This is a genomic window from Paenibacillus sp. FSL P2-0173, from assembly GCF_038008045.1.
Taxonomy (GTDB): Bacteria; Bacillota; Bacilli; order Paenibacillales; family Paenibacillaceae; genus Paenibacillus; species Paenibacillus polymyxa_B.
The window spans coordinates 113,397-136,870 of record NZ_JBBOYK010000003.1; the positions used below are offsets into that span (position 1 = coordinate 113,397).

General features: G+C 40.5%; 24 protein-coding genes and 2 pseudogenes. 2 read left to right on the forward strand and 24 right to left on the reverse strand.

All coding sequences use genetic code 11. The features are described 5' to 3' along the window. Positions 1-12 precede the first annotated feature (12 nt). The 21 genes and pseudogenes from neuC to MKX30_RS16850 all read right to left on the reverse strand — a co-directional run bounded on the left by neuC (position 13) and on the right by MKX30_RS16850 (position 18,163). On the reverse strand, positions 13-1,152 hold the full coding sequence (neuC, locus tag MKX30_RS16750) for a UDP-N-acetylglucosamine 2-epimerase (RefSeq protein WP_028542144.1): 1,140 nt from the start codon (positions 1,150-1,152) through the stop codon (positions 13-15). Further along, positions 1,149-2,177, reverse strand: coding sequence for an N-acetylneuraminate synthase (gene neuB, locus MKX30_RS16755; protein ID WP_341063027.1), 1,029 nt, complete (start codon positions 2,175-2,177; stop codon positions 1,149-1,151). The genes neuC and neuB overlap by 4 nt, the downstream gene beginning before the upstream one ends. A 16-nt stretch (positions 2,178-2,193) precedes the next feature. Next, complete coding sequence (locus MKX30_RS16760; protein ID WP_341063028.1) at positions 2,194-2,913, reverse strand: acylneuraminate cytidylyltransferase family protein; 720 nt, start codon at positions 2,911-2,913, stop codon at positions 2,194-2,196. Further along, positions 2,910-3,929: a UDP-N-acetylglucosamine 4,6-dehydratase family protein gene (locus MKX30_RS16765; RefSeq protein WP_341063029.1), complete on the reverse strand. Its 1,020-nt coding sequence runs from the start codon at positions 3,927-3,929 to the stop codon at positions 2,910-2,912. The genes MKX30_RS16760 and MKX30_RS16765 overlap by 4 nt, the downstream gene beginning before the upstream one ends. A 29-nt stretch (positions 3,930-3,958) precedes the next feature. Beyond that, complete coding sequence (locus MKX30_RS16770; RefSeq protein ID WP_341063030.1) at positions 3,959-5,767, reverse strand: motility associated factor glycosyltransferase family protein; 1,809 nt, start codon at positions 5,765-5,767, stop codon at positions 3,959-3,961. Positions 5,768-5,894: 127 nt separating this feature from the next. Further along, positions 5,895-6,239, reverse strand: a complete 345-nt coding sequence (locus tag MKX30_RS16775) for a hypothetical protein (protein ID WP_341063031.1) — start codon at positions 6,237-6,239, stop codon at positions 5,895-5,897. Then, complete coding sequence (fliS, locus tag MKX30_RS16780) at positions 6,239-6,622, reverse strand: flagellar export chaperone FliS (protein ID WP_010349674.1); 384 nt, start codon at positions 6,620-6,622, stop codon at positions 6,239-6,241. The genes MKX30_RS16775 and fliS overlap by 1 nt, the downstream gene beginning before the upstream one ends. Before the next feature lie 14 nt (positions 6,623-6,636). Next, positions 6,637-8,109, reverse strand: a complete 1,473-nt coding sequence (fliD, locus tag MKX30_RS16785) for a flagellar filament capping protein FliD (protein WP_341063032.1) — start codon at positions 8,107-8,109, stop codon at positions 6,637-6,639. A gap of 14 nt (positions 8,110-8,123) precedes the next feature. Then, a complete protein-coding gene (locus MKX30_RS16790; protein ID WP_341063034.1) occupies positions 8,124-8,501 on the reverse strand; it encodes a flagellar protein FlaG in 378 nt (125 codons plus the stop codon). Between the two features lie 171 nt (positions 8,502-8,672). Continuing rightward, positions 8,673-9,446, reverse strand: a complete 774-nt coding sequence (locus MKX30_RS16795; RefSeq protein WP_341063035.1) for a flagellin N-terminal helical domain-containing protein — start codon at positions 9,444-9,446, stop codon at positions 8,673-8,675. 421 nt (positions 9,447-9,867) lie between these two features. Then, positions 9,868-10,101, reverse strand: coding sequence for a carbon storage regulator CsrA (gene csrA, locus MKX30_RS16800; RefSeq protein ID WP_209940550.1), 234 nt, complete (start codon positions 10,099-10,101; stop codon positions 9,868-9,870). Next, positions 10,101-10,547: a flagellar assembly protein FliW gene (locus tag MKX30_RS16805; RefSeq protein WP_279835439.1), complete on the reverse strand. Its 447-nt coding sequence runs from the start codon at positions 10,545-10,547 to the stop codon at positions 10,101-10,103. The genes csrA and MKX30_RS16805 overlap by 1 nt, the downstream gene beginning before the upstream one ends. Positions 10,548-10,630: 83 nt before the next feature. Continuing rightward, complete coding sequence (gene flgL, locus MKX30_RS16810) at positions 10,631-11,539, reverse strand: flagellar hook-associated protein FlgL (RefSeq protein WP_279835441.1); 909 nt, start codon at positions 11,537-11,539, stop codon at positions 10,631-10,633. A gap of 24 nt (positions 11,540-11,563) precedes the next feature. Continuing rightward, positions 11,564-13,144 (reverse strand): flagellar hook-associated protein FlgK, encoded by a 1,581-nt coding sequence (gene flgK, locus MKX30_RS16815; RefSeq protein ID WP_071558139.1) that lies wholly within the window; start codon positions 13,142-13,144, stop codon positions 11,564-11,566. Positions 13,145-13,159: 15 nt separating this feature from the next. Further along, entirely contained in the window at positions 13,160-13,660 is a 501-nt protein-coding gene (locus MKX30_RS16820; protein WP_068938901.1) for a flagellar protein FlgN, read from the reverse strand. Positions 13,661-13,670: 10 nt separating this feature from the next. Then, entirely contained in the window at positions 13,671-13,946 is a 276-nt protein-coding gene (gene flgM, locus MKX30_RS16825) for a flagellar biosynthesis anti-sigma factor FlgM (RefSeq protein WP_013312286.1), read from the reverse strand. Between the two features lie 196 nt (positions 13,947-14,142). Next, the gene (locus MKX30_RS16830) at positions 14,143-14,553 is read right to left on the reverse strand and encodes a TIGR03826 family flagellar region protein (RefSeq protein WP_023990675.1); all 411 of its coding nucleotides are present in this window, start codon (positions 14,551-14,553) and stop codon (positions 14,143-14,145) included. 745 nt (positions 14,554-15,298) lie between these two features. Next, positions 15,299-15,766 (reverse strand): LysM peptidoglycan-binding domain-containing protein, encoded by a 468-nt coding sequence (locus MKX30_RS16835; RefSeq protein WP_339201048.1) that lies wholly within the window; start codon positions 15,764-15,766, stop codon positions 15,299-15,301. Positions 15,767-16,148: 382 nt separating this feature from the next. Continuing rightward, complete coding sequence (locus tag MKX30_RS16840) at positions 16,149-16,643, reverse strand: ComF family protein (RefSeq protein WP_258043382.1); 495 nt, start codon at positions 16,641-16,643, stop codon at positions 16,149-16,151. A gap of 419 nt (positions 16,644-17,062) precedes the next feature. Further along, positions 17,063-17,776, reverse strand: a pseudogene (locus MKX30_RS16845) (helicase-related protein); the annotation flags it as partial. A gap of 105 nt (positions 17,777-17,881) precedes the next feature. Then, entirely contained in the window at positions 17,882-18,163 is a 282-nt protein-coding gene (locus MKX30_RS16850; RefSeq protein ID WP_341063038.1) for a hypothetical protein, read from the reverse strand. Positions 18,164-18,667: 504 nt separating this feature from the next. Between MKX30_RS16850 and MKX30_RS16855 the strand changes: the two genes are divergently transcribed. Next, positions 18,668-19,570: a trypsin-like serine peptidase gene (locus MKX30_RS16855; RefSeq protein WP_341063040.1), complete on the forward strand. Its 903-nt coding sequence runs from the start codon at positions 18,668-18,670 to the stop codon at positions 19,568-19,570. A 220-nt stretch (positions 19,571-19,790) separates the two neighbouring features. Here the strand turns inward: MKX30_RS16855 and MKX30_RS16860 are convergent, their stop codons facing one another. Beyond that, on the reverse strand, positions 19,791-21,209 hold the full coding sequence (locus MKX30_RS16860) for a tetratricopeptide repeat protein (protein WP_341063042.1): 1,419 nt from the start codon (positions 21,207-21,209) through the stop codon (positions 19,791-19,793). Between the two features lie 470 nt (positions 21,210-21,679). Next, a pseudogene (locus tag MKX30_RS16865) lies at positions 21,680-21,889 on the reverse strand (Ig-like domain-containing protein); the annotation flags it as partial. Between the two features lie 172 nt (positions 21,890-22,061). Here MKX30_RS16865 and MKX30_RS16870 point away from each other — a divergent pair. After that, the gene (locus MKX30_RS16870) at positions 22,062-23,135 is read left to right on the forward strand and encodes an SPRY domain-containing protein (RefSeq protein ID WP_341063044.1); all 1,074 of its coding nucleotides are present in this window, start codon (positions 22,062-22,064) and stop codon (positions 23,133-23,135) included. Between the two features lie 23 nt (positions 23,136-23,158). On the opposite strand, the gene MKX30_RS16875 is transcribed toward MKX30_RS16870, so the two are convergent. Continuing rightward, positions 23,159-23,392: a hypothetical protein gene (locus MKX30_RS16875; RefSeq protein WP_341063046.1), complete on the reverse strand. Its 234-nt coding sequence runs from the start codon at positions 23,390-23,392 to the stop codon at positions 23,159-23,161. Positions 23,393-23,474: the final 82 nt, after the last annotated feature.

A 23,474-nucleotide genomic window follows, 5' to 3' on the forward strand; every position in this document is an offset into this window, starting at 1 on the left:
GGCCGATCCTCCTTAATAGGTAATTGTCTTTTGAATAAGCTGCTCTGACTTGGATGTTCGGTTCAATATATCTACGATGCGAGAGCTGGTGTTATCTCTACTGTAAATATTGTCGGCTGCTTTAACAATTTGTTGGAAAGGCTCAGACATTGCGTACTCTATTGCAGAAGTCAATTCGAGCTCGTCAGCTGCAATATCTATTGTGTTCACAGAACGCTCTCTGCCTGTCTGACGAGTTCCAATATTAATGACTGGAACATGAAAGGAGGCTGCCTCAATAATCCCCGATGAAGAATTTCCAATTAATATTTTTGCATTTTTCAACATCGTCAGATAATCAAGTTGCTCAAAACTGGTTATAAGATGCATCCCTTTTCTTGCAGAAAACCGATTATATACATCAACGATCGCATCAGCTCCAGCATCCGAATTGGGCATCACACAAATTACCTCATTCTCCCCAGCCAAGAGAACTTCCATCATCTTACCAAGGATGTGCATATCCGCTTCTTCCGTGGTGACAGGATGATAAGCAAACAGCACATAATCTTTATCTATATTCAGATCGTATTTACGTTTCGTCCTCTCTAGCTCAGGCAGGGAAGTGTTCATCATCGTTTCAATTCTCGGAGCACCGACTACATGAATTCTCCAAGGTTCTTCGCCAAGCCTAATTAGGCGCTCTCTGCTTCCATTTGTAGACACAAAGTGAATGTGGGCCAACTTACTAATCGCATGCCGTACAGACTCATCAATCGTGCCGGAGACTTCTCCACCATGCAAATGAACAAGCGGAATGTTCATGTGAGAGGACACAATCGCAGCTGCAAGCATTTCTCCCCGATCTCCTAATACAACAATAAAATCTGGTTCCAAAGCTTCTACGGCTTGTGTCATGCCCATGATTGCTATTCCAATAGAGCGAGACATATTAGCATGAGTAGATCCTTGCAGCAGACAGTCTACCTTAGCAGATACACGAAATCCGTCCTTTTGGATAGCGTCTAATGTATACCCATGCTGTGGAGATAAATGCATTCCTGTAACCAACAGGTGGAGCTCCAGAGCATGTTCTTCCTCAAGAGCCCGCAAAACCGGGTAATATATCCCGTAATCAGCTCGTGTTCCGGTAATCACCAATACTTTTTTCATTGCACATCATCCCATGATAACAAATAGTCTTCATGTACATCCTTTAAAAGCTGCTTACCAACCAAGTCATCAAAATATTTAGGCTCTATTCCAGTGCCCGGACGCTTGATAACTAGATCTTCTAGTGTTAGCAACTGGCCTGTTTTTTTAGATGTTGCCATCACAATACTTTTTCTTGCAACGGATCTGGTGCTTTCCTCGGAAGGCATACATCTTTTAACACCATCCCCTAAAGCCTGCTCCACATTTCGAATCGCAAGAACCATCTTTGAAAAGTCAGCAGGCTCCAGTGAAGCCTTATGGTCAGGACCTGGAAGATTTCGATCCAATGTAAAATGCTTTTCAATAATTCTAGCTCCCAGTGCTGAAGCCGCTATAGCGATCTCAATCCCAGCCGTATGATCTGAGTAACCTGTGACCTTATTAAAAGCTGTAGATATTGTCTTCATGGCCAGCAGATTTACATCTTCCAAAGATGCCGGATAGTCGGAAGTACAGTGTAGCAATAGTACTTCACTTTTTTTAAATGCTTGTAACGATTCTCCAATTTCATCCAAATTAGACATCCCGGTCGATAGAATAATCGGACGCCCATAGCTATCAAGTTTCTGAAGAAAGGGGATATTGTTCATATCTCCTGATCCAACCTTGAATGCGTCAATATGAATTGAATTCAGAAACTCAGCACTTTCTTCATCAAAGGGTGTGGAAAGGAAATCTATCCCTTTATCCTCACAGTACTTTTTCAATAGAACAAAATCCTCAAAGCTCAATTCCAGCTGTTTTAACATATCTAGTTGGCTTTCAGCTGAATTGGTATTTTCCGTCTGGTAATTAGCCTTCTGGGCATACTTGGTTACCAGCTTTTCGCTTTTAAAGGTTTGGAATTTCACCGCATCTGCACCACATAAAATCGCTTGGTCAATACACTCGAATGCCAGCTCCAATGATCCATTATGATTGACTCCTACCTCCGCGATAATATAGATAGGGTGGTTTTCATTATTTGATAAGAGGTTTTTCATGTTATATTCCTCCCTCCTACTGCAAGGATTCCTTGTGATTGGATTGTCTCCAAAAAAGCTCTGCCATTTTTAAATCAAACTCGTCATCTATGTCAACAGATCTTTCTTTAGGCATAATGTAGCCACAATTATTAGGACCAATCAGAGTGTCACCATTTATCAACAGATCTCTTTTCACGATATAGATGGCTCCATTTAAAGCATGTAGTTCTTTGAGATCTTGTCTCCTCAAATGCTCCCTTTCACCTTTCAGGTAGGGCGTAAGCCGTCCGTTATCCATTTCCCTTAGTAAATAGGGTTGCACTCCAGACAAAGTGACACTTTGAAGTGAATCAGCCTGATGATCTAAAAATATTTTATATGCTTCTTTAATGTCCATAGCATTTCGCAGTGGAGATGTGGGCTGTAGCAGCATAATAACATCAAAAAATTGATTTTGCGTCTGCTCATAAAATTCAACTGCATGCTTCAATACATCAATGCTTTTAGCCTCATCGGTAGCCAGTTCATCGGGCCTTATAAACGGAACAGCCGCTCCGGCTTGGCCCGACACACGAGCAATCTCTTTACAATCCGTTGAAACTATAACTTCGTCCACACAACCACTATTTAGTGCAGCTTCAATGCTATATTGAATGAGCGGTTTATCATGTAACAATCTTATGTTTTTACCGGGTAAACCTTTTGATCCACCCCGCGCAGGAATAATTGCCAAACACTTGTGATTGCTCATCATACAATACCTTTTGTAAAGCCCAATCCGTTCTGTTCAATAAGCTCCCGGATGGCTTTCGGGAAAATCTGTGGTGCAGTCATTGAAGAATATTCTTGGCGAATCGCCTTTTGAAAACCTTCATATTCTTGCTCTGCGGTATGAAATAACGAAGGAATGATATACATTTGTCCATTCTCCAACGCTCTTTCCGATTCCTCAAGCGTCATGAGCTCCTCATATAGCTTTTCTCCCGGACGGATTCCGGTCTCAATGATTTCTCCACCATAAGGTTTACCAACCGCCTCTTCATACGAATCGATCAAGCATTGGGCCAAATCCGTAATTTTGAGAATCGGCATTTTCAGTACAAATACCTCTCCCCCTTGGGAATAATGCGCTGCATCTATGACCAATTGAGCGGCCTGAGGAATAGACATCATAAATCGAGTCATCTCTGCATGTGTGACCGTCACGGGTATCCCTTTAGCAATCTGATCCCGGAATAAAGGAATAACAGAGCCTCTAGATCCCATAACATTTCCAAAACGAACACAGGAGAAGATGGTACGTTTGCTCCCTTTGTACAAGTTGGCGGCAGAAATCAAACGTTCGGATAGCAGCTTCGTAGCCCCCATCGTATTCGTTGGGTTTACCACTTTATCTGTGCTGATGGCTACTACTTTTTCTACATTATGCTCAATAGCCGTCTCTATCAGATTTTGTACGCCAATAACATTCGTTTTTACTGCTTCCATAGGGTTATACTCGCATGCAGGCACATGTTTGAGAGCAGCAGCATGAAAAATATAATCCACATCCTCCATAGCATAACTCAGTCTTTGCTTGTCCCTGATATCACCGATTAGATAACGAATATTCGTATACTCTTTTAATTCCTGCTGCAGATCAAACTGCTTGCTCTCATCCCTGCTAAAAATCCGCAAGGCTTTAGGGTTATACGACAAAATATTACGTACAATTTCGCTTCCAATCGAACCTGTGCCGCCCGTAACCAGTACAATCTTGTTGTTAAACATAATGACCTCCGGAGTGTAAAACGATTAATTTATATATCTTTATCGATCACTGCATCGCTATCTGTTTTTTTATCTAAACGGCGGATCGATTCCGAAAACATTTCTTCAAGTATTGGGATTTGTGTTGTAATATCCTTCAAAATCTTACTAACGTGCTCATAGATTAAATCAGACTTACGAGTCAACTGATGTTCTGTCACAATGACAGGAAGCACCTGGTCAAAACGAGCAACTTCGATAGGCATGATAGACTCAAATATAGGTGAGAACCATGTTCTGTTAGCTATTAGCCCCCACATCTGCTCTATGGATTCCATCATATATTGAGCCTTTGCTGGTTTAGTCCGGCTAAACTCGCGTAGCTTATTCATAAGCTTGTGAATGGCTGCAATCTCAGAGCGTACATTGGAGAGGTCCTCACGTGTCGCTATCAGCTTTTCTCTGACATCTTGTACCTTATTCAAATCAACTGTAATACTTTTTTTATTTATCAAATCGGCAATTGCATCAGGAACAATAGATTCTGATGCTAACAACTTATACATCTCTTCCATGAGCTTGAAAGGAGCACCCTCAATCACTGCACCATTGCGGCTTGAATTGACGAATTCGATTCTCGGAAGTGCCGCAATGAGATTTTCGAGTCCATCCTTCATCAAAGAGAAACTCTCATCTGTAGTGTTGTATGTTCCCTTTACATTCAGTACTTTCTTAGGCGCTTCTTGCACTGTCTTCTCAGTAGCTTCGGCTGCAAAATGTTCAATTCCATCTGCGTAAAATTTGTTATTAGGGAACGACAAATCCTGACCTGCAAGTATGATCCGTTTAGCCCCTAAACATGCTGCTGCTTGAATAGCCGTTCCTGCAACCGTTTCTGTGGGGGATATAAAGAGTTCCTCTTTACTGAGTCCAAAGAAATACTGAGATACAGCATCACTTTTCATAATACTATGAATTTTCTCTGCGCAGTTCTGATCAGAGATTTCATAATAAGATGAGGAGGTAAACAATAAAGGCTGCTCCCTTGTTACAGAAGAAGCGAAGATCTTCTTATTGACTGGATGTCCATCCATAATGACAGCAAGGTGAGGCTGTATTCCATGCTTTGCTAAAGCCTGAATGCTGGAGCCTGCTGAAATAATCAGTACATGAGGACGTAATTTTTTCAGCCATTCGATATCTTCTTGTAACGATGGTCCCGATGATACAACAACTACAGTTGCGCCTTCAAAAGCATAAAAAAATCGCTCAATGGAGGGAGTGTATAACACATCAGATAGGTGATATAGGAAATTCCGCGTCCATTCTTCACGAAACCGATTCTCTGTATATTTATCTACCAAAAAACTCTGACGGTAATCTTGGAATTGTTCTTTCACTTCACGTAACATACTCATATTGTCTGATAAATACTTACGTAGTGCGATAAACACCAAGTCTTCCATCATATAACTACTCAACATATGAAACATCATATTGAGCTGAGAATCACCCACGGATAGCCAGTACAAGTTGGGATGCTCCAACAAAAGACTGAGGTCATACTCCGTCACGGCTTTCAGAAAAAGTTGCTCATCTGGCTCGTATACAAACAACCAGTGGTTCGGATACAATTCGAGGAGGTCAGCAATACTGAGTCCCCTTTCAAACCCATATACAAAAATGATCTTTCCATTTCCAATAGATCCATCGACAGCATTAAGCCAGGCGATATCCCTTTCAAAGGGCTCAGTAAACAAAGGTATAGATAAGTCATCATTCAGCAAACTACTTATTTTGGTTGCAACATGAGGAAACCTCTGCTCTAGAATTGTATGGTTTATTTGTAGTTGAGACAAGGTAATACCACCGTTTCACATTAATATTTGTTAATTAGTATATCGGATTTACTCTTAATGGAATGAACCTTTTCACAAAAATACCCCCATTCTAAATCGAATAGGGGTACGCTCCTTAAAGCATTTTTTATTTACGATGATCAATAAACAAACTGTCTACAGAATAAGCTTGCTGGTATGCATGCTGCTGCACACGAATGGCTCCGCGTTTCTCCATCCAGTGACCAGCCTTATCCTTTAGTACCTGCATACGCTGCAAAATTACAGAATCGTTACTTAGTATGTCACGAATGTTCTGCTTATCATTTTCCGTTAACGATGGTTGATAGGGCTGCATCTGTTCTACAATGCGCTGCCTTTGATCTGCAAACTGTTCAAACTCTTCCTCACTTAAATTCAGAAGGTTAGACAACACTGCTTCTGTCCTATGTTGCAGTTCTTCAAGGAGTACTTGCATATTAGGATCTGCCATTACACACTACCAACTACACCAGGCATTTTCATGGCTTCCAACCAAGCTTCCCGTAGGTCAGTCAAATGTTCCAGCACCTCTTGTGCCGGAGCGGCTATTTTGTGAACATTCGCCTCGATCAGCTCATGCAGCATATATTCATACACTCGCAATAAGTCATGGGATATTGGATACTCAAAATTCAACGCAGATATCAGCTCGTGTACAATAGCCTGCGCTTTACACAAATTATTATTTGCTTTCTCGTTATCCTTATTCTCTATCCCCTCAATCCCCGCACGAACGAAACGGATAGCCCCATCGTACAGCATAATCAGCAGTTTAGGCTTGGATGCAGTTTGCGCTTGAGTCTGCCGGTATTTCTGATAGGGTGTATTGATCAATTGTAAAACCTCCTTTATGACGACATGCCTGTAAGACTAGAAGAAGTATTATTATACTTGCTTATTGCCGTTTCCATGGCGGTGAATTTTTTGTAATAGTTAGTTTCAATCATCGTTAGACGGCTAGTCATGTCACTAATTCGACGGTCCAGACTCGATAATTGCTCTCCCATTGTGCTCGTAGAAAGAAATGAAGCAGTTAGTTCCTTACTAACTTTTGAAGTACCGGCTGTATCGGTCATTCTTTGAAGTGAGGTATTCGAAATCTTCTTAAGTTTAGCAAGAACACCATCTTGTTGTGTATATTTATTAGTTAATACGGTACTTGGGTCCTGTTTCCCAAAAAAATTTGAGACAACATCCGGATCTTTTTCAACCGCTGCACGCAATTTGTCTGCATCCAAAATTAGCTTGCCTTTCGTATCATACGTCCCCGTAGTGATTCCAAGCTCAGACATCATTAAAGGCTTATTCTTACCATCTGCATCAACTCTGCCGATATCTACACCTTGAATCATGGCATTACGCATTTCAGATAATGTATCCTGCAGGATAGGATCGTTTCTAAGCATGCCACTCTTGGCCTTGGTTGTCCAGAGCTTGACTTCATCATCGCTCATAGCGGCTTTTTGTTCCGTCGTAAGCGGAGTGTATTTTTTATATCTCTCCTCACTAACCTTGCCATTGAGTGTAGCGAGAACATCATTATAAGCATCAACAAAGCTTTGAATATTTTCGACGATCTTATCCGTATCTTTGGTAGCTTCTATTCTTGTCGCAGCACCACCTGCTGTCTTAAGCGTAATATCAATACCATTAATAGCAAAATTATTAGAAGACTTTTTGACTTCAAGTCCATTTACCTTTAGCAAAGCATCGGTTCCGTTCGTTGAAGACAGTTTAAACTCACTACTAATTTGAGAATCAATATTGAATGCTTGGGAACCGGTGGTTTTACTTGTTAATGACAATCCGGATTTGGCATCATATATGGCAGTTACTCCTGTCTTACTGTTCTCATTAATTTTTTTGACAAACGATTCAATCGTTTCGTTTGCATCCACATCAATGGTAGCACCACCAACCTGAACCGTACGGGCTGCCCCATCGGCAAATGCCAGTTCACTACTAGCCTTTTCAGACCATGAGCTGTCTGAAACAGATCTTGCAGCAGTAGCGAGATTTATTACCGAGATATCTAATACTCCACTAGCAGACGTAGAAGCCGATGCAGTCAACGCGTCACTATTTCCCGTTACTGTTACTTTCTGCGGATTCATTGAAGCAGTACGACTTAATACACCCAGTTTATCTTGTAGAAATGAAACAACTTTAGTACTGGACTCGCGATAATTTTCCCTTTTCCATTCCATTAGTTGTTTTTGTTGATTCAGCTTATCGAGCGGTACACGCTCAGCAGTCATCAGCTTTTTGACCATTGCATCAATATCCATCCCTGAGGCAAGGCCACTTATTCTAGTTACCATGATTGTATGTCCCCCTATACTTTTTTATCGATAATGATTCCTGCAATTTCCATCATTCTAGCCGCTATATCCAGAATTTTCTCAGGAGGTACCTCACGAATCAAATCTCCCGTTTCCTTGTTCATCACTTTTATCATGATTGCATGTGTCTTTTCATGTACGGATATTTCAAACGTCTTCTGCGGGCCTTGAATAGCATCAATTGCTTTCTGTAGCTCCAAAACTGCTTCCTCATGTGTCTGGTGTTTCTGTGCGGCACCACTTCTATTGGCTGTTTGAACAGTATCTTGTACAGAATTTGTTTCGGCATCTGAAGGGGCTTCACGTTGTATTCCTGCTGATGGCTGAATCGGTAACAGACTCCCAGTGCTAGGGGGTATCATCGAGTCCATAGAATAACCTCCATTAATAATTTTAAACACAATAAAACCGTTCTGTATTTGAAGTGCCAATACAATATATATCGGTAAATAGGTGCAATTATTTACGAAAAAATTAAAATAAAACAAAAAAAAGATCCTGCGAAAGGCAGGATCTTTTTTTGTAATGGTTGTCGTTTAAAATTAACGCAGCAACGACAGTACGCCTTGTGGCGCGGAGTTTGCTTGTGACAACATGGATTGTGAAGCTTGCAACAAGATGTTGTTTTTGGACAGAGTAACCATTTCTTTTGCCATGTCAGTATCACGAATACGGGATTCGGAAGCTGTCAGGTTTTCTACAGTTGTACCCAAGTTGTTGGAAGTGTATTCCAGACGATTTTGCATAGCACCGAGGTTCGCACGTTGCTTAGCAACTGCTTCAATTGCTTTAGTTGCACTTGCAAGTGTTACGCCCGATGTAAGACCTCTAAAACCAGCGGAGCTAATACCTTTAATAGTGATAACGAACGCATTATCATCAGCTTGAATTTTCACACCTGCTCCACCGGAAATTGAAATACCGTTGAATTTAGTGTTGGAGAGGATTGCGTCAATTTGACTACCCAATTGGCCAAGCTCTGCTTTGATGTTGGATTTATCGCCAGCACTGTAAGTATCATTAGATCCTTGAACAGTCAGTTCTTTCATACGAGTCAACATGGAGGATACTTCGTTCATTGCACCCTCAGATGTTTGTGCGAAAGAGATACCATCTTGAACGTTACGTTGCGCTTGTTCCAGACCACGGATTTGACCGCGCATTTTTTCGGAAATAGAGAGACCAGCAGCATCGTCAGCTGCACGGTTGATACGCAGACCTGAAGACAATTTCTCCATATTTTTGCTTGCTGCCGTGTTGTTCAATTGCATGTTACGGTGTGTATTTACTGCAGGTAAGTTGTGATTGATAATCATTTTAAATTTCCTCCCTGAAATGGTTTGATTCCCACGTCCTTGTGGTATAAGCGTCTTCACAGGTCGGCCGCCCTGAAGAATTACCGCTCTAAACTATATATCGACCCTTAAGCTAGAATTGTTTATAGCATTCAAGCTTTTTTTTTGAAATATTTTCTTAGAAGTTTACGACTCGGTTATTTCGATTTAAAATCACCATTTTATATAGTGATGACCTTTCCCAAATCCAACCTGTCCTACCTAACTTAAGCCATCAAACAATAACCAGATGGAGATTTTCGGTATTACCGATAAACGCGGTAATACATGATTATATCAATTACTGTTCCAGATAAATAAGCATAAAATCTAGTCAAACAAAGGCCGACACTTTACTCGTGTCGGCCTTTCTCAATGAATGTGCACTACTATCATTAATGGATCAGGACTTTCTCTTCTCCATCTCCAACATAGCACTTTGAATGGCATTGGAATCCATAACTGCAAATTGATTATTTTGCTGAATAGCCTCAAAGACTTCCTTTCGATAGATATCAATATCCTTAGGAGCAGAAATGCCAATTTTCACAGTATCGCCATCGACGGAAAGAACCGTGACGACAATATCATTCTGAATTACAATGGATTCACCCTTTTTACGTGTTAATACCAGCATTAGGACTCACCGCCTTTGCTGAACTCTATTTCATTCCATAAGGGATGCTTGATAGTATATTTCGTATTCTGCAAAACAATTTGCTTTCCCGTCTGCTGTTCAATGTTAAAAATTAAAGGAGCAAGCAAATTAACTGTTGTTTTGGATTGATCGCTGTTCCATGTGCAGATACATCGTACTGCTATCTGTTCTTGACTGGTAATTCCAATATCCTCTAGGGCATCATCAGATAGTTCAAATTCATAATCTTTAAAGAAATCAAATGGATTTACAGTAATAAAAATGGTAGCAGGCTGCTCTACTGCACTAAAAAGACTAAATAATTCATTATGCTCCTGTAGTTGAAATTCCCGAAGTTGTTCAAATCCTGGTATCCCTTTCGGAAACACATAAAAAGTAGAGTTTGTATCTTGGTTCTCTTCATCTAATTTCTGTTCTAGGGTCATAAGTAACTCCTCCTATATATAGTAACAAAAAAGCTACGGACCACTCGTCCATAGCTTCTAATTACAAATGTCAAAGATAAAAATCAGCTCATAAAGTCCATCAGGGATGGCTGCATGATTTTAGCTGATGATTTCAGGGCGGCTTCATAAATGGTTTGGGCAGATGTAGCTTGAATCATCAGACTAGCAACATCCGCATCTTCCGTTTTAGCTTGAAGTGTCGTCAAATTCAAATTCCGCTCTTCCAAACGGGATTGTATCAGTTCAACCCGATTCGTACGTGCGCCCACTTCAGACAAACTGGTCTGCATTTTAGTAAAACGGGATTCAATGCTTGAAAGATGACTCGATATTGCCGTGCTATTTCCGCTGCTTAGTGCAGAAGATAGACCATCCATGACCTTAAAAATATTATCAGCATCTGTCGATTTCCCAAAAAAATCGCTACCGGAGGTATTTACCCGAAATGCATCTTGGTCCCCAACTGCATAGCTGACAGCGGCTTGATCCGGATTGATCTGATCATAACTCGTTACCGTAGCAGATAGCTGGTACGGCGCCTGATCATAATTTTGTCCATTAAAAACATATTTCCCACGAAGCTGGCTGTTACCAATATTCATCATTTGTTCTTTTAACTGATCAACTTCTAGCTTAATCGAATCCAAGCCGGATTGAGGTAGTGTTTCACTTGAAGCCTGTACTGTCAGCTCTTTAAGACGCTTCATTACATCACTGGCTTGTTGCATGGTTGTATCAGTGAAATCTAACCAGCTAACAGCCGCATCTGAGTTTGTCTTGTATTGTTCATTAGAAGCTAACTCAGCTCTGTAACGTAGCGCATAGGTTACCCCTACTGGATCATCTGAAGGCTTATTCAACTTACGACCAGTCGAAATCTGATTCTCCATTTTACCCATATTATTATTATTTCGATTCAGGTTACTGAGCAGTTGCATACTGGTCATTCCTGAAGTCACTCGAATTGGCATGGCTTACTCCACCTTCTCATTATACTAGAGACCTACGCGGCCTGTACCATTAATCAGTTTGTCTAACAGTTGATCAAAAGTTGTCATGAACCGGGAAGCTGCACTGTAAGCATGTTGAAACTTGATCATGTTCGACATTTCTTCATCCAGTGACACCCCGCTGACGGATTGGCGGTTCAAGTCCACTTGCTCAGTCAACAGCTGTGCATTCTGCGATTGTCGCTCTGCTTCCTGAGTTTGGACGCCTAATTGCCCAACAATTGCACTGAAGAAGTCATCTACAGTGGTAGTTTGCGCTTGAGTTGTATTAAAACCAAACTTCACATTTTTTAGGCTCGCCATAGACAATGCCAAAGCATTGTTACCTACAGTTACCTTTTCATTAGCTGTTCCCGTTCCATCTACACGCAAAGAGCTGGCAATTTTATTGGGATCATCTTGAATATCCTTATTCAGCGTAATGTTACCTGCTGTAATAGCAGCTCCATCTTTGGAGGTAAAGAACGCTCCGCCCTTTTGTGGTGTCGTACCACTAAGGGTGTATCCCAACTGATGGAGTCCATTAATCCCTTGTACAGTTACTTTCAAATCCGCGGTCAAGGTTCTGTTGTTATTCGCATTCGAGTAAGTCACTGCTGCATTGTTGACACCTGAATTTAGTACCGTTCCCTCAGGCAGAACTGTACCTGCAGGTAAAGTAATTTCAATGTTACCATTCGCCAGCGTATTAGCTAGCTGATCCATCTGAGTTTTGTAATCTGCTACATATTTATCTCTGGATAAAACCATACCGTACACTTCGCCACCAGTTAACGTTCCACCTTGATATGCAGCCTCAAGGCCAGCCGCCGTAATAGCAGTTACCTCTGTACCCGCTACAGCTATCTGTCCTGCCACCGTTACCTGATAACCGTTATCCAGCTGAGTTACCTGCACATTTGCAAGCTTGGACAACTTATCAACTGCATAATCCCGCTGATCACGCAAGTCATTTGGATTATCCCCAAGTTGTTCCAACTTGTAAATATTACCATTCAGGTCCGCTATAGACTGCAATAACGAATTCATCTCAGATGTTTTTAATGTAACGTTATTAGTCAAATCAGAACTGAGTGCATCCAGTTGCTTGCTAGCCTGGTTCATCGCATCTGTCAGAGCAAGCGTAGTCTCTTTTACAATTTTACGATTCGTGACATCCTGAGGATCTTGGCTCAGATCGGACCATGCATCCCAGAAATTATCCATGACCTTACGTATACCTGTATCCGAAGGCTCATTCATAATGGTCTCAAGCTTGTTCAGTGTGTCATAGCGAATGTCCCATCCACCTTGAGAAGAACTTTCATTACGATACTGATCGTCCAAAAACGTCTGACGGACGCGCTCAATAGCAGTGAATTCAACCCCTGTACCCATTTGACCTCGTACAACGGAACGATTCAAACCGTAGGCTTCCATAGAGTCCGAGGCCTTCATACTAACCACTTGTCTGGAGTAACCCGCTGTGTTGGCATTTGAGATATTGTGTCCGGTTGTATTAAGTGCTGCCGTTTGTGTGTTTAAGCTTCTTTTCGCTGTTTCTATACCATGAAATGTTGAGACCATATTTTCCTCCTTCAATTAGGCGCGTGTATCAAATAGTCCCGCTCGTACAGTAGAGGTACTTTTGTCAGCTGGACGCTGATAAACCGCTTCAGATTCCGCATAATATGACATACTCTCAATAGAAAAATCAATATAGGAAAGCGCCTGTTGTATAAGCTGTTGATTCAACTCATTTAATTTTTTCAATTCTACAAGCGTATCCGCTAGATTTTTTTGAATGTGAAGGAGGCGCTGCTTGTCTTCTACATCAAACACAAGACGAGACAACTCCGTAATATTAAGATTCAACTTGGACTTAATACCACGTTCCTGCAAAAATTCATATGCTGCCTGCAGGCGTCGCTCATCCAGCTGTTCAATGTGTCTGGACATCTTCGATTCCTGGTTCATGACTAGAATGAGCTGATCTACCTTATTTGATATCAGTGCTTCTTTTTTTTGATTTCCTAATGCAATCAACTGCTCGTGAGCCTCTCTAAGCTGCTCCAGCACATCAATCAATCGATCTAAAGGCATATTCCTTCACCTAGCTTTCAGAAGACTGCTTGAAGTAAGGTAACAGCTTCTCTGCAATTTTATCGGCATCCACACGATAAGTACCAGAAGCTACTTGCTGCTTAAGCTCCTGAATTTTCTTAACACGGTCTGCATCACTGCTGCGGTTCAGCATTTCCATTGCTTCCGGAGAAATGGAAACCTCGTCCTTGCGGCGGGATTTCTTTTGTTCCTCTTGACGTCCTGTTTCAATATTGCGCTGATATGGATTAATAGCTCCGATGCGGTTGGTCTCGTTAATTTTCATAACTTCCACCTTCCTTAGTTATTTGATATGGTCAGAATGTATCAGACGACATAGCGTCGAACATGGTTCGTATTATGCCTCACTTCTTTATTTTGTGCATGGTTGCTAAAAATAAAAAAACCGATAAGCTCTATAAAGATTATCGGCGGTATTTGAAACTTTTTGAATAGCTGAATGCGTTTTTAATTCCCCTGTACTACTTTCCACGAAGTTTATCAATCGCGCTGTAGGTACCTGAGCCCATATTATTACTTTGATCCTGATTACTACTTTCGCGTACAGCCTGATGCAGGTCTTTAGTCAGACGTGTTCGACAAGAATCGCACATATGCCCTTCACGAATCGGTATCCCGCATACCTCGCAAGGATACGTCATATTGGGCGCATTAGCAATGGAAATACGTCCCTCACGTATAAATGTCGTGATTTGTTTTACGGATACCTCAGTAGCCTCTGAAAGCTCATGCATATGAATGCCCTTATTTTCACGTATATGTTTGACACAGCGTTCGTATTCAAATTCAATTTCTTTAATACAGTTCTGACAGATTCCCCTGACGTTCTTAATAAACAGCTTTCCACAGCGAGGACAGTTATCCAAATTCATCCTCTGTAGCGCCCCTTTCCAATTTCCGATCTTTAATTACTTTTATCCTTACATTAACTTATAATGAAGAGCCTCGTCTAGCAAATATTTCAAAAAAGATTTTCAGATTTTACACAATTGCACATCTTATAAGCTATCATATAAAAAGTATAAGAGAGAATGATCCATCAGTAAAAGTTTGTCTACATCTATATGCATCAATATGCAATGACATAAAATAAAGAAAGCTCATGGAAGCTAATAGTTCAGCCTATTGCATGTGTTTATTTATCGTCAAACATTGCTCCATACTTTAGATAGAAATAAAATAAGCGCCATTCCAGTTATTTTCGGGAATAGCGCTTCATTATACAATTAAAATAGCTATATATGAATATGAGTAAATGTAGAAATTAAATATCAAGATGAGGGAAAAACCGGGCGAAACAATCCTCAGAAGAATTCATGTTCACCTGTGCCCCGAATGACATCAAGAAAGCCCTGTAAATCCGGGGGAACGGCGCCCATACGAATGCTCCGCACATGGAGTGTGGGTATTCATAAATCTCATGGACCTAACATCATCTCAACTAATAACTCATCTGAAATCAAGCTAGATGCACCAGTGGAAATTTGCAGCCCAAAAAAACAAGCTATTTCACAAATAATTATTCAAAAAAGCATTGTTTTAATAGAGGCCTTCCCGTATACTATAGTCAAACGCTTGGTTTAAAAAACACATTTTATTATACATTTATAATGATAATTATTTATTTGTGTTTGTTTGCGGTACTTGCAGTTCTTGGCCTGCTTTAACCAGGTTGTTGATTTTAACCAGTTCTTCAACGGTTACACCGTATTTTTCAGCAATAGAAGCCAATGTGTCGCCCTCTTGAACATTTACAGTGATTGTATTTACAGTTGCTGGTGTTTCAGTTGTAGTGGTCGCTGGTTTTGTGGTTGTTGCTTGATTGTTGCTCTCAGTAGCTGGTTGAGCTGGTGTTGTAGTTGCTGCATTTTCAGTAGTTTCAGTTCCAAAAAGTTTTGCTTCAAATGCTTTTTGAGCTTCTTCTTGTTGTTTGATGATCAGTTGTTCTTCAGCTTGATCCTTAATTTGGTCAGAGTTCGATTTTGCCATTACTTGACCTGTTGCAAGTGGACTCAACAAAGATACTGCACCTAAACTAACTGCCAACATGCTAGATACTGCTACTTTTTTCATTACGTTTTTCATGATTTTTTCTCTCCTCTTTTTAGCTTTAAATTTTAATTAACTGCTTTACTACTGAGCGAGACACTCCCAATGTCCGCTCTTTAGTCATTAGCTAATCACTTATTACCAATCATGTTAGCTATCAACAGATAGAAATTGTACTCCTCTTTTCCAAAAAAATCAACCTCTAAATTGAAATATTCTGTTTTCATCCCTCACTTCCTTACTTTTTGTTTGTCTCTATATTTTTATTATATACCTCTCTCTAGCTCGTTGTCAAATCCTGCTGATTGTATGGTTTAAATGGCTTCTGCTCTATCATCTAATTCTTCCATTAAGGGAATTATACCCTTTTTTCATAGTTTCAAGCAAAATAATCATGAGAAATACTGGAGATTTGGACTTATGATCTGGCTAAAGTCAGGCAAAAAATAGTCAAATGTATTCCTTGCTCTAATGCCTTTTCTCTCAATACACGTGCACACGCCTGCAATGTGCTCCCCGTTGTATAAATATCATCTACAAGCAAAACGGTAACGGAAAGCTTATCCTTCGTAACACATTGAGATTCAGCTTTTAAAATAAAAGACTTCAGCAAATTTGTCATATTGGGGTGGACAGAAAACGCATTATTCATTGTGTTCATGCGTTCCTTTTTTGATTTAAAGCTTTGTTTGCCTGTATCTTGTGGACGAGCAAGTAATGATAGGAAGGGGAGATTATTCCGCCTAGCGATCTCTTCTGCCAAGATCCGAGCCTGATTGAAGCCTCGCTCTGTCAGCCTCTTCTTACTTACCGGGACACAGGTCACTATATCCACACTCCACAAAGAACGCTTGAAACGAGAATGTTTAAGACTTGCAAACTCATACCTCATCGCCTGATAGGCTCGATTCATGATCTCACCCAGCAGGGAACCATACTTTTCATTCCCGCGATATTTGAACTGTCCAATCCATTCTCTCATCATCGGCGTATAGCTGGTTGCACTCCGATTGCATACAAAGTAACGTACTAATCGGTCAAATTTTACGCAATCCGGGCAAAACGTCGGACGTCCGCAATGAACACAACGAATGTTGTAAACCCAAGGAATTTGAAGCGAACAAGAAGTACATATCCCAGAGAATTCAGAAAAACGTCCTGTGAAAGTGCCGCAAGCGATACATGTTTGGGACTGACGTTGGAATAACCAATTCAAAAATAGACGGGTTCTTGGAATCATCCCCATACCAGAATGCACCTTTCTTGGTAGTTTACGTACTGACATTGTTTCAGGTTTCACATTTCCAAAAAAACTTTTTTTATTTAATACATTTAGTGCTTCACCTCCTTCAGGTACCCTTTTTTCCGAGCCAGTGCATTCATTCGTTTAATTTGTCTAATCGCTCTCTTTTGGCCTCGAGTCCATTGGGGCGATGTAAAAATAACACCTCCACATGGATCATCCTTGGACCTTCCCGCGCGACCAGCCATTTGGACAAGAGAGGCTTCATCAAAAAGACTGCTGTCCGCGTCTAACACATACACATCACTCCGTGGAACAGTCACCCCTCGCTCCAAAATAGTCGTTGTGACCAGAACTCGTATTTCAGTAGCTCGAAATAAGCGCACTTTAGCGGTTCTTTCTTCATCCTGTGAGGAGGTTCCAGCAATAGGTACATCAGGCAATTGTTTAATCAGCAGCTCCACAAGTCCCTGAATAAGTGAGATTCGTGTCACAAACAGGAAAACCTGTGCTCCACGTTGTATGGATACGCGTAGGCGTTGAATAAAGGATGCGGGAAGCCGACCTTTTTGCAGCCAATGTTGCACTGAAGCAGTCCCCAGGCGAAATGGGACAGGTAGGGGATGACGATGAAAACGAACGGGAACCTTGGCGTGTGGCAGTAGACCGCGTGCAGCCTCTTTCTGCAAAGCATGGGGTGGTGTAGCAGACAAATAGATAAACTTTCCCTTCGGCTTACATACTGCTCGTGCAGCAAAGGCAAGCATAGGATCATTGTGATAAGGGAATCCAAGGATACTATTTTACACACGATTTATTATTTTCCTTCTATTATAAATGTCTATATGTGTCCGTACCTGTCTATAGATGTCTAATATATAAAAAAAACCTCGGATTGTCCCGGGGTTTTAATATTCCGTGTAATATCTATTTGCAGCTCCTGGGGGAGTTGACGGTGTAGAAATCTTTGGGTCCCTATCCCAGCCCTCTATGATTACGATATGGCGCGTATCAGATTTATTTTCCCACAAGATATAGTTATCTTGTTCTAATGCAAGCAGACCCGCCTTTATGTCCTCTGTGCGCCTCCCTGTTTTTATCTCTAGTTCCTTCATCGTCGGTAGTCGCCTTCTTCCGGCAGAGTAGTTGTAGAGTATCCGTAGCAGCTTGCGCTCGATATCAGGTAACATGTCGATCACTCCTCTGCAACTATTATATGCAAACAAGCGTTCGTTATTCAACATAAAAAAATGCTCCGCTGGCAGTCTAATTGCCAGTGGAGCTGGTACTTTCTTTGGCACTTATGAGGGGTTCGGTTTACTCACCCATATAGAGTGAGACTGCATCTTAATTCGCATTGTAAATGCGGGAATCAATTTCAATCCACGCACTCCTATGAGGTGCGATCCTTAGGAGAGAATAAAAAACTAACGAGTTGATTATATTGTGGTTACTTATGGTGGATAAGAAATACCTTGCCCAGGTGGCGGTTGTCTAAACTCCTCATGTTGCGTATTAATTTGCACACTGAATCATCCTTTTCTTTAGTTTCTCGTTATACAATAAGGGTATTCACCCATGTAGATTTGAGTGCTAATATACAAAAAAAATTATTGAAAACAAAAAATTGAATTTTATTTTAGTACATAGGGGACTATAGATTTGTATTTTTAATAAAGGAGGAACAAAACTAAATGGACACAAACGAAAACAATAATTCGATACATTCAACTAGCGAAGACCCCCAACAAATTCTTGATTACTGGACACCCGAGCGGTTGGCAAGTGCACAACCAGTGGAACCGCTAATTATTTCAAAAAATAACCTAGCTGATTTAAAGGACTTGCATTCTGACGGGGATATAGAGCAATTAACGATCCATCCCCAAAGAGGAAATGATTTTAACTCAGGCACACCATATCCAGTTGATATTACTAAAAGACCATATTCCTGTGCCGGAGTGATCTTCTTTACAAATGAAAAGGGTGAAAATAGAATGGGAACTGCTGAATTTGTTGGTGATCTAAGAATGATTTTTACAGCGGCCCATTGTATTCGAGACCATGTTTCCGGGAACTGGTTTACAAACTTCCTTTTTATGCGAGCATACGATGGAACTAACCGTTCAGGGCAACGAATTCCTTTGTCCGCTTATGGAACAAAGCAAGCGTGGGTGGTAGGTCCAAATCAAGAAAAGAATTGGGCCTTTGATTACGCCTTTGGATATACTTCTATCGATAGCCAAGCAGGTTCTTTGGGTATGAAGTTTTCTTCTGAAATTCCAGCAGAGTTCGAAGCCATTGGTTATCCAAATAACTTTGGTAACAGTCAAGTAATGTATGGTGTTATTGGCAGGAAGGGAAGAGTTGGAACTGGTGTTGTTGAAATGTTAGATAATCCAATGGGACCTGGTTGCAGCGGCGGAGCCTGGTTAGATGGTGAATATATTATTAGCCTTAACTCTTATAGTGCTTCAGATCCAAACACTGAATATGGCCCTGTTTTAAATGCAAATACCCGTTCATTATATGATGCTGTTTTAAACTGTGGAAAAAACAATGTTTGCGGCAGGACAATGGAATCGGTTGGCAACTAGAGTATAGTTTTAGCGTTTTAGTTCGCTTTATATGTATGTTTCATGCTGATCACCTCGGTAATTCATTCGGTGAATGGTATTGTAATTCCTTCAATAAAAAATCCCCGCCGACCAATTAAGGTTTGCGGGGATTTCCTTTGCTTACGTTTAAGCACCTCCATGTTGTACTTGAGGCTCTATATCATGCGAGTGAATAGGTACAGTAACAATAAACAAAAAGCTAGCCGCAATGATCAACAGTGCCATTTTTTTTAACATTGTTCATCCACACCTTTTCAATAAGATTTAAAAAATCTGCTTTGGTTTCAGGAACTGCATGATCCCGAAAATGTAAAAATAGCCCCATACAATTTATAAAATAAGTCTCATTATTTAGTGTATGATAACTTACCATTGAATACATCAAATGTTTAAAACCATCACTGTATATGCCTTGATTTAGATAATAGTAGGCTAATTCGTAACCACACCACGCAAAATAATCAGGTACTACTTGTTGATTGTACATACCACCTGATGTTAATTGTTGTGATAAAGACGCAATGTCAGTTTCAAACCGTTTAATTATACTGTTTACGTCTATTCCATATTGGTTAGCCGCTATCAAAATATTCAATAATTGAACAATCCTATCTTCTTGCGTTGCATCTATCGACGCATCAATATATTCAACATATTCCGAAAGTACGCTTATATCCCCTGATAAAAGCTTATTCACGATACTATTAGCTTTTGCCCAGTGCCCAAATAAGCTGATCCAGTGTCGGGTATCCTCATCGGTCTCCTTAACCCAATCTAAATTAGCGTAGGCATATGTATATTGAAGAGCTTTGTCGTAATCGCCTTGGGCTTCATAGACACTTGCACACAACAGGTCAGCATAGGAAATGTATACAAACAAGGGACGAGTTAGCTTCTTAGTAAATTCATTACGCTCTCGACTCTTCTGTTCATGTTTCAAAGTATATTGAATTTCCGCTTTAGCTCTCATTATTCTTGCTACTTCCTCAACCTTGTCCCATTTACGCAAAGACCTGTACACGTTAGCTAAATCCTTCAGTGCGTCAAGCTGTTCTATTTCATCAAGACGTTCCACGAAGGGTTCAAATAGCGTTGCTGCCTTGAGATTACGGCTTTGATCGTCTCCAATCTGAATCGTGAATATACGATATTGACAGATGGCTAAACGTTCAGAATGTTGGTACTTCTCCGCTTCAGCTACGCCCTCATAGAGCAGCAATGCAGCCTCATGTCGTCCCTGTGCTAATAGTACTTCTGCTATATCAAATAGTTTAGGCGAATAGAGTACGTTGTCCATAATGCTTCCCACCACTCGACGGATCGCATCCAGCTTGTCCAACTCCGCACAGCGAAACAAAAACGGCTCGATTCGTCTCATATTCGGGGGAGTGTCGATGATGTAGTTTTCTATAAATAAGTCGTAAAAGTAGCCCTCCGGTAAATCCATAGCTTCAGTAATTAGGTCAAGCTGGTTAACAGACATAGACTTATTCCCCGTCACAATAGCACTTACTATTCCCCTATTCATGCCTGCTATATGCCCGAATTGCGTTAGACTCATGCTCTCTTGTTTTAAGTATCTGTCTAATTCTGCTCGTATCGTAGGTGCATGCTTCATGCCATAGCCACCCTTCGCATAAACTTTCCATAATTTTTAAAAACATACTTCATTTTTCACCAAAATTAACCACCTGTCAATATACTATGCAACTAATGTAAGAATTCGATTTTTAGCATGAAACAAAACAAAGAACTAATTATATATAGCATAATAATCCTACTAAAAAGACCTCAGCGTAGAAGATTGTCCAAAACCACAAAAAAGCGCGCCCTCCAAAAGCTTGGAAGCCGCGCTGTGCTTGAGTTTATAGCTATGCTGGTGAAGGGAATTGAACCCCCGGCCTACGCATTACGAGTGCGTCGAAATAGAGTTTTAATAGGTTTTAAAAGGGGCCTATAGCCTGCACTATCAAGAATAAGGTTCCTACTGGTAGTGTAGATATCCGTATTTCGGTAGAAGATTTGGTAGAAGAAAAGTCGTGATAAAATGTGCGAAGTACCCTGCCGTAACGAACAGGGTACTTCGCTTTATTTAGAGTATTCACTTACTTCAAACGTGAGTATCCGATCATACAGCATGTAGTCCTTTCGGCTGCTGAATGGGCCTTTATTATTGTCATGCTTATTGATGGCATATGAAGCCGATCCAGTTCCAGCCTGTTTGCCTTCATACCAGGCAATAAAGTCATTGACTTCTCTCATGCTCATGTCGAATTCTTTTTCTAAGCCGGTTGTCATTACAAAACAAAATAAAAATCACCATATCTATAACAGTAAAGCACCTTACTATGCTCTAAAATTTAAATTCACTATTAAACTTATATTTGAATATATAGACATTAATGTTTAGACATCCCTTTAATTCGGTTTTATAATTCGATTTGTTACTGCATACATTTAGGAGGAAGTCATGAAAAATATCATAATCAAAAAACTAGGAACAATTATGTTAGCCCTTCTCATTGGAGTTTCAGTGTTCTCATTGTTCCCTACAGTTACAAAAGCTGAGACTACAGATGTTACTTGGTCAAATGGTTCTTTATTATCAAAACTAGGGGTTGGAGGTCAAGGAGATAAAGCAACTGTAGGAAAAACCAGCGGGAAGTGGTACTGGGAAGTAAATGGAATTGATGGAAATCCAAATATACCAAGTATATCATTAATTGGTATAACAAGTGAAGCAGGTAATAATACATCAGATAAATGGAAGTATCATAGTTACTATGGGTATAGCGGTGAAATTTTAACTAAAATCTCTTCTAATATAACAAGAACTGCTTATGGCACTACTTTTGCGCAGAAGGACACTATTGGTTTAGCGTTGGACATGGATAACGACACAATTTCTTGGTACAAAAATGGAGTTTGGCAAGGTTCTAATACTGCAAAACCGTCTCAACTAGGTGGATCACAAGTATTCCCGATGGTTATGGCTGGAGAAAGTGGATATAAATCCTTTCAAGCCAATTTCGGTGCTAGCCAATTTAAATATCCCGTCCCTGTAGGATTTTTACCTTATCAGGATTCGGGTAAATCTACAACACCTGATCCGTCTACAAAGCCTGATCCGTCTACAACACCTGATCCGTCTACAACACCTGATCCGTCTACAACACCTGATCCGTCTACAAAGCCTGATCCGTCTACAAAGCCTGATCCGTCTACAAAGCCTGATCCGTCTACAAAGCCTGATCCGTCTACAAAGCCTGATCCGTCGGATACAGATGGATCCTCACAACCTACTGGCGACCGTGCCATCTTGGTTGTAACTATGGACAATGGGTTTGATAAAGAATTCGATCTGAGCAAGAAAGAATTGAATGCTTTCATCGCTTGGTATGACGCTAAAGATGCTGGTAGAGGCCCTTCATTCTTTGCCATTGATAAACACAATAACAACAAGGGTCCATTTAGTAATCGCAAGGATTATGTAATATTCAATAAAATACTCACCTTTGAAGTAAGCGATTATTCAACTAAATAAACAACAAGAAGGACTCTTTCCGGCTACAAACCGTTAGAGTCCTTTTTCACATCTACTCTAAATTTAAACTGATTCCTCATGAAATAGCTTCCGTTAATCTTAATCGACTCCGGTGTAATCTTCTCCACTACTCCACCGTAATCCACAATATCTATCAGATCCTCACCCAACGGCTGTACTACATATACTCTTACCTGGCTTAATGCAGCCGCGAATAGTTCTATATCCGACTTTAACACTTTATATGTATAGTTCATGCTGATCACCTCAATTAGCTATTCAGTGATTGGTGTGGAAATTCCTTCAACGACAAAAAAAAGACTCGCCAGTTACCTAGCA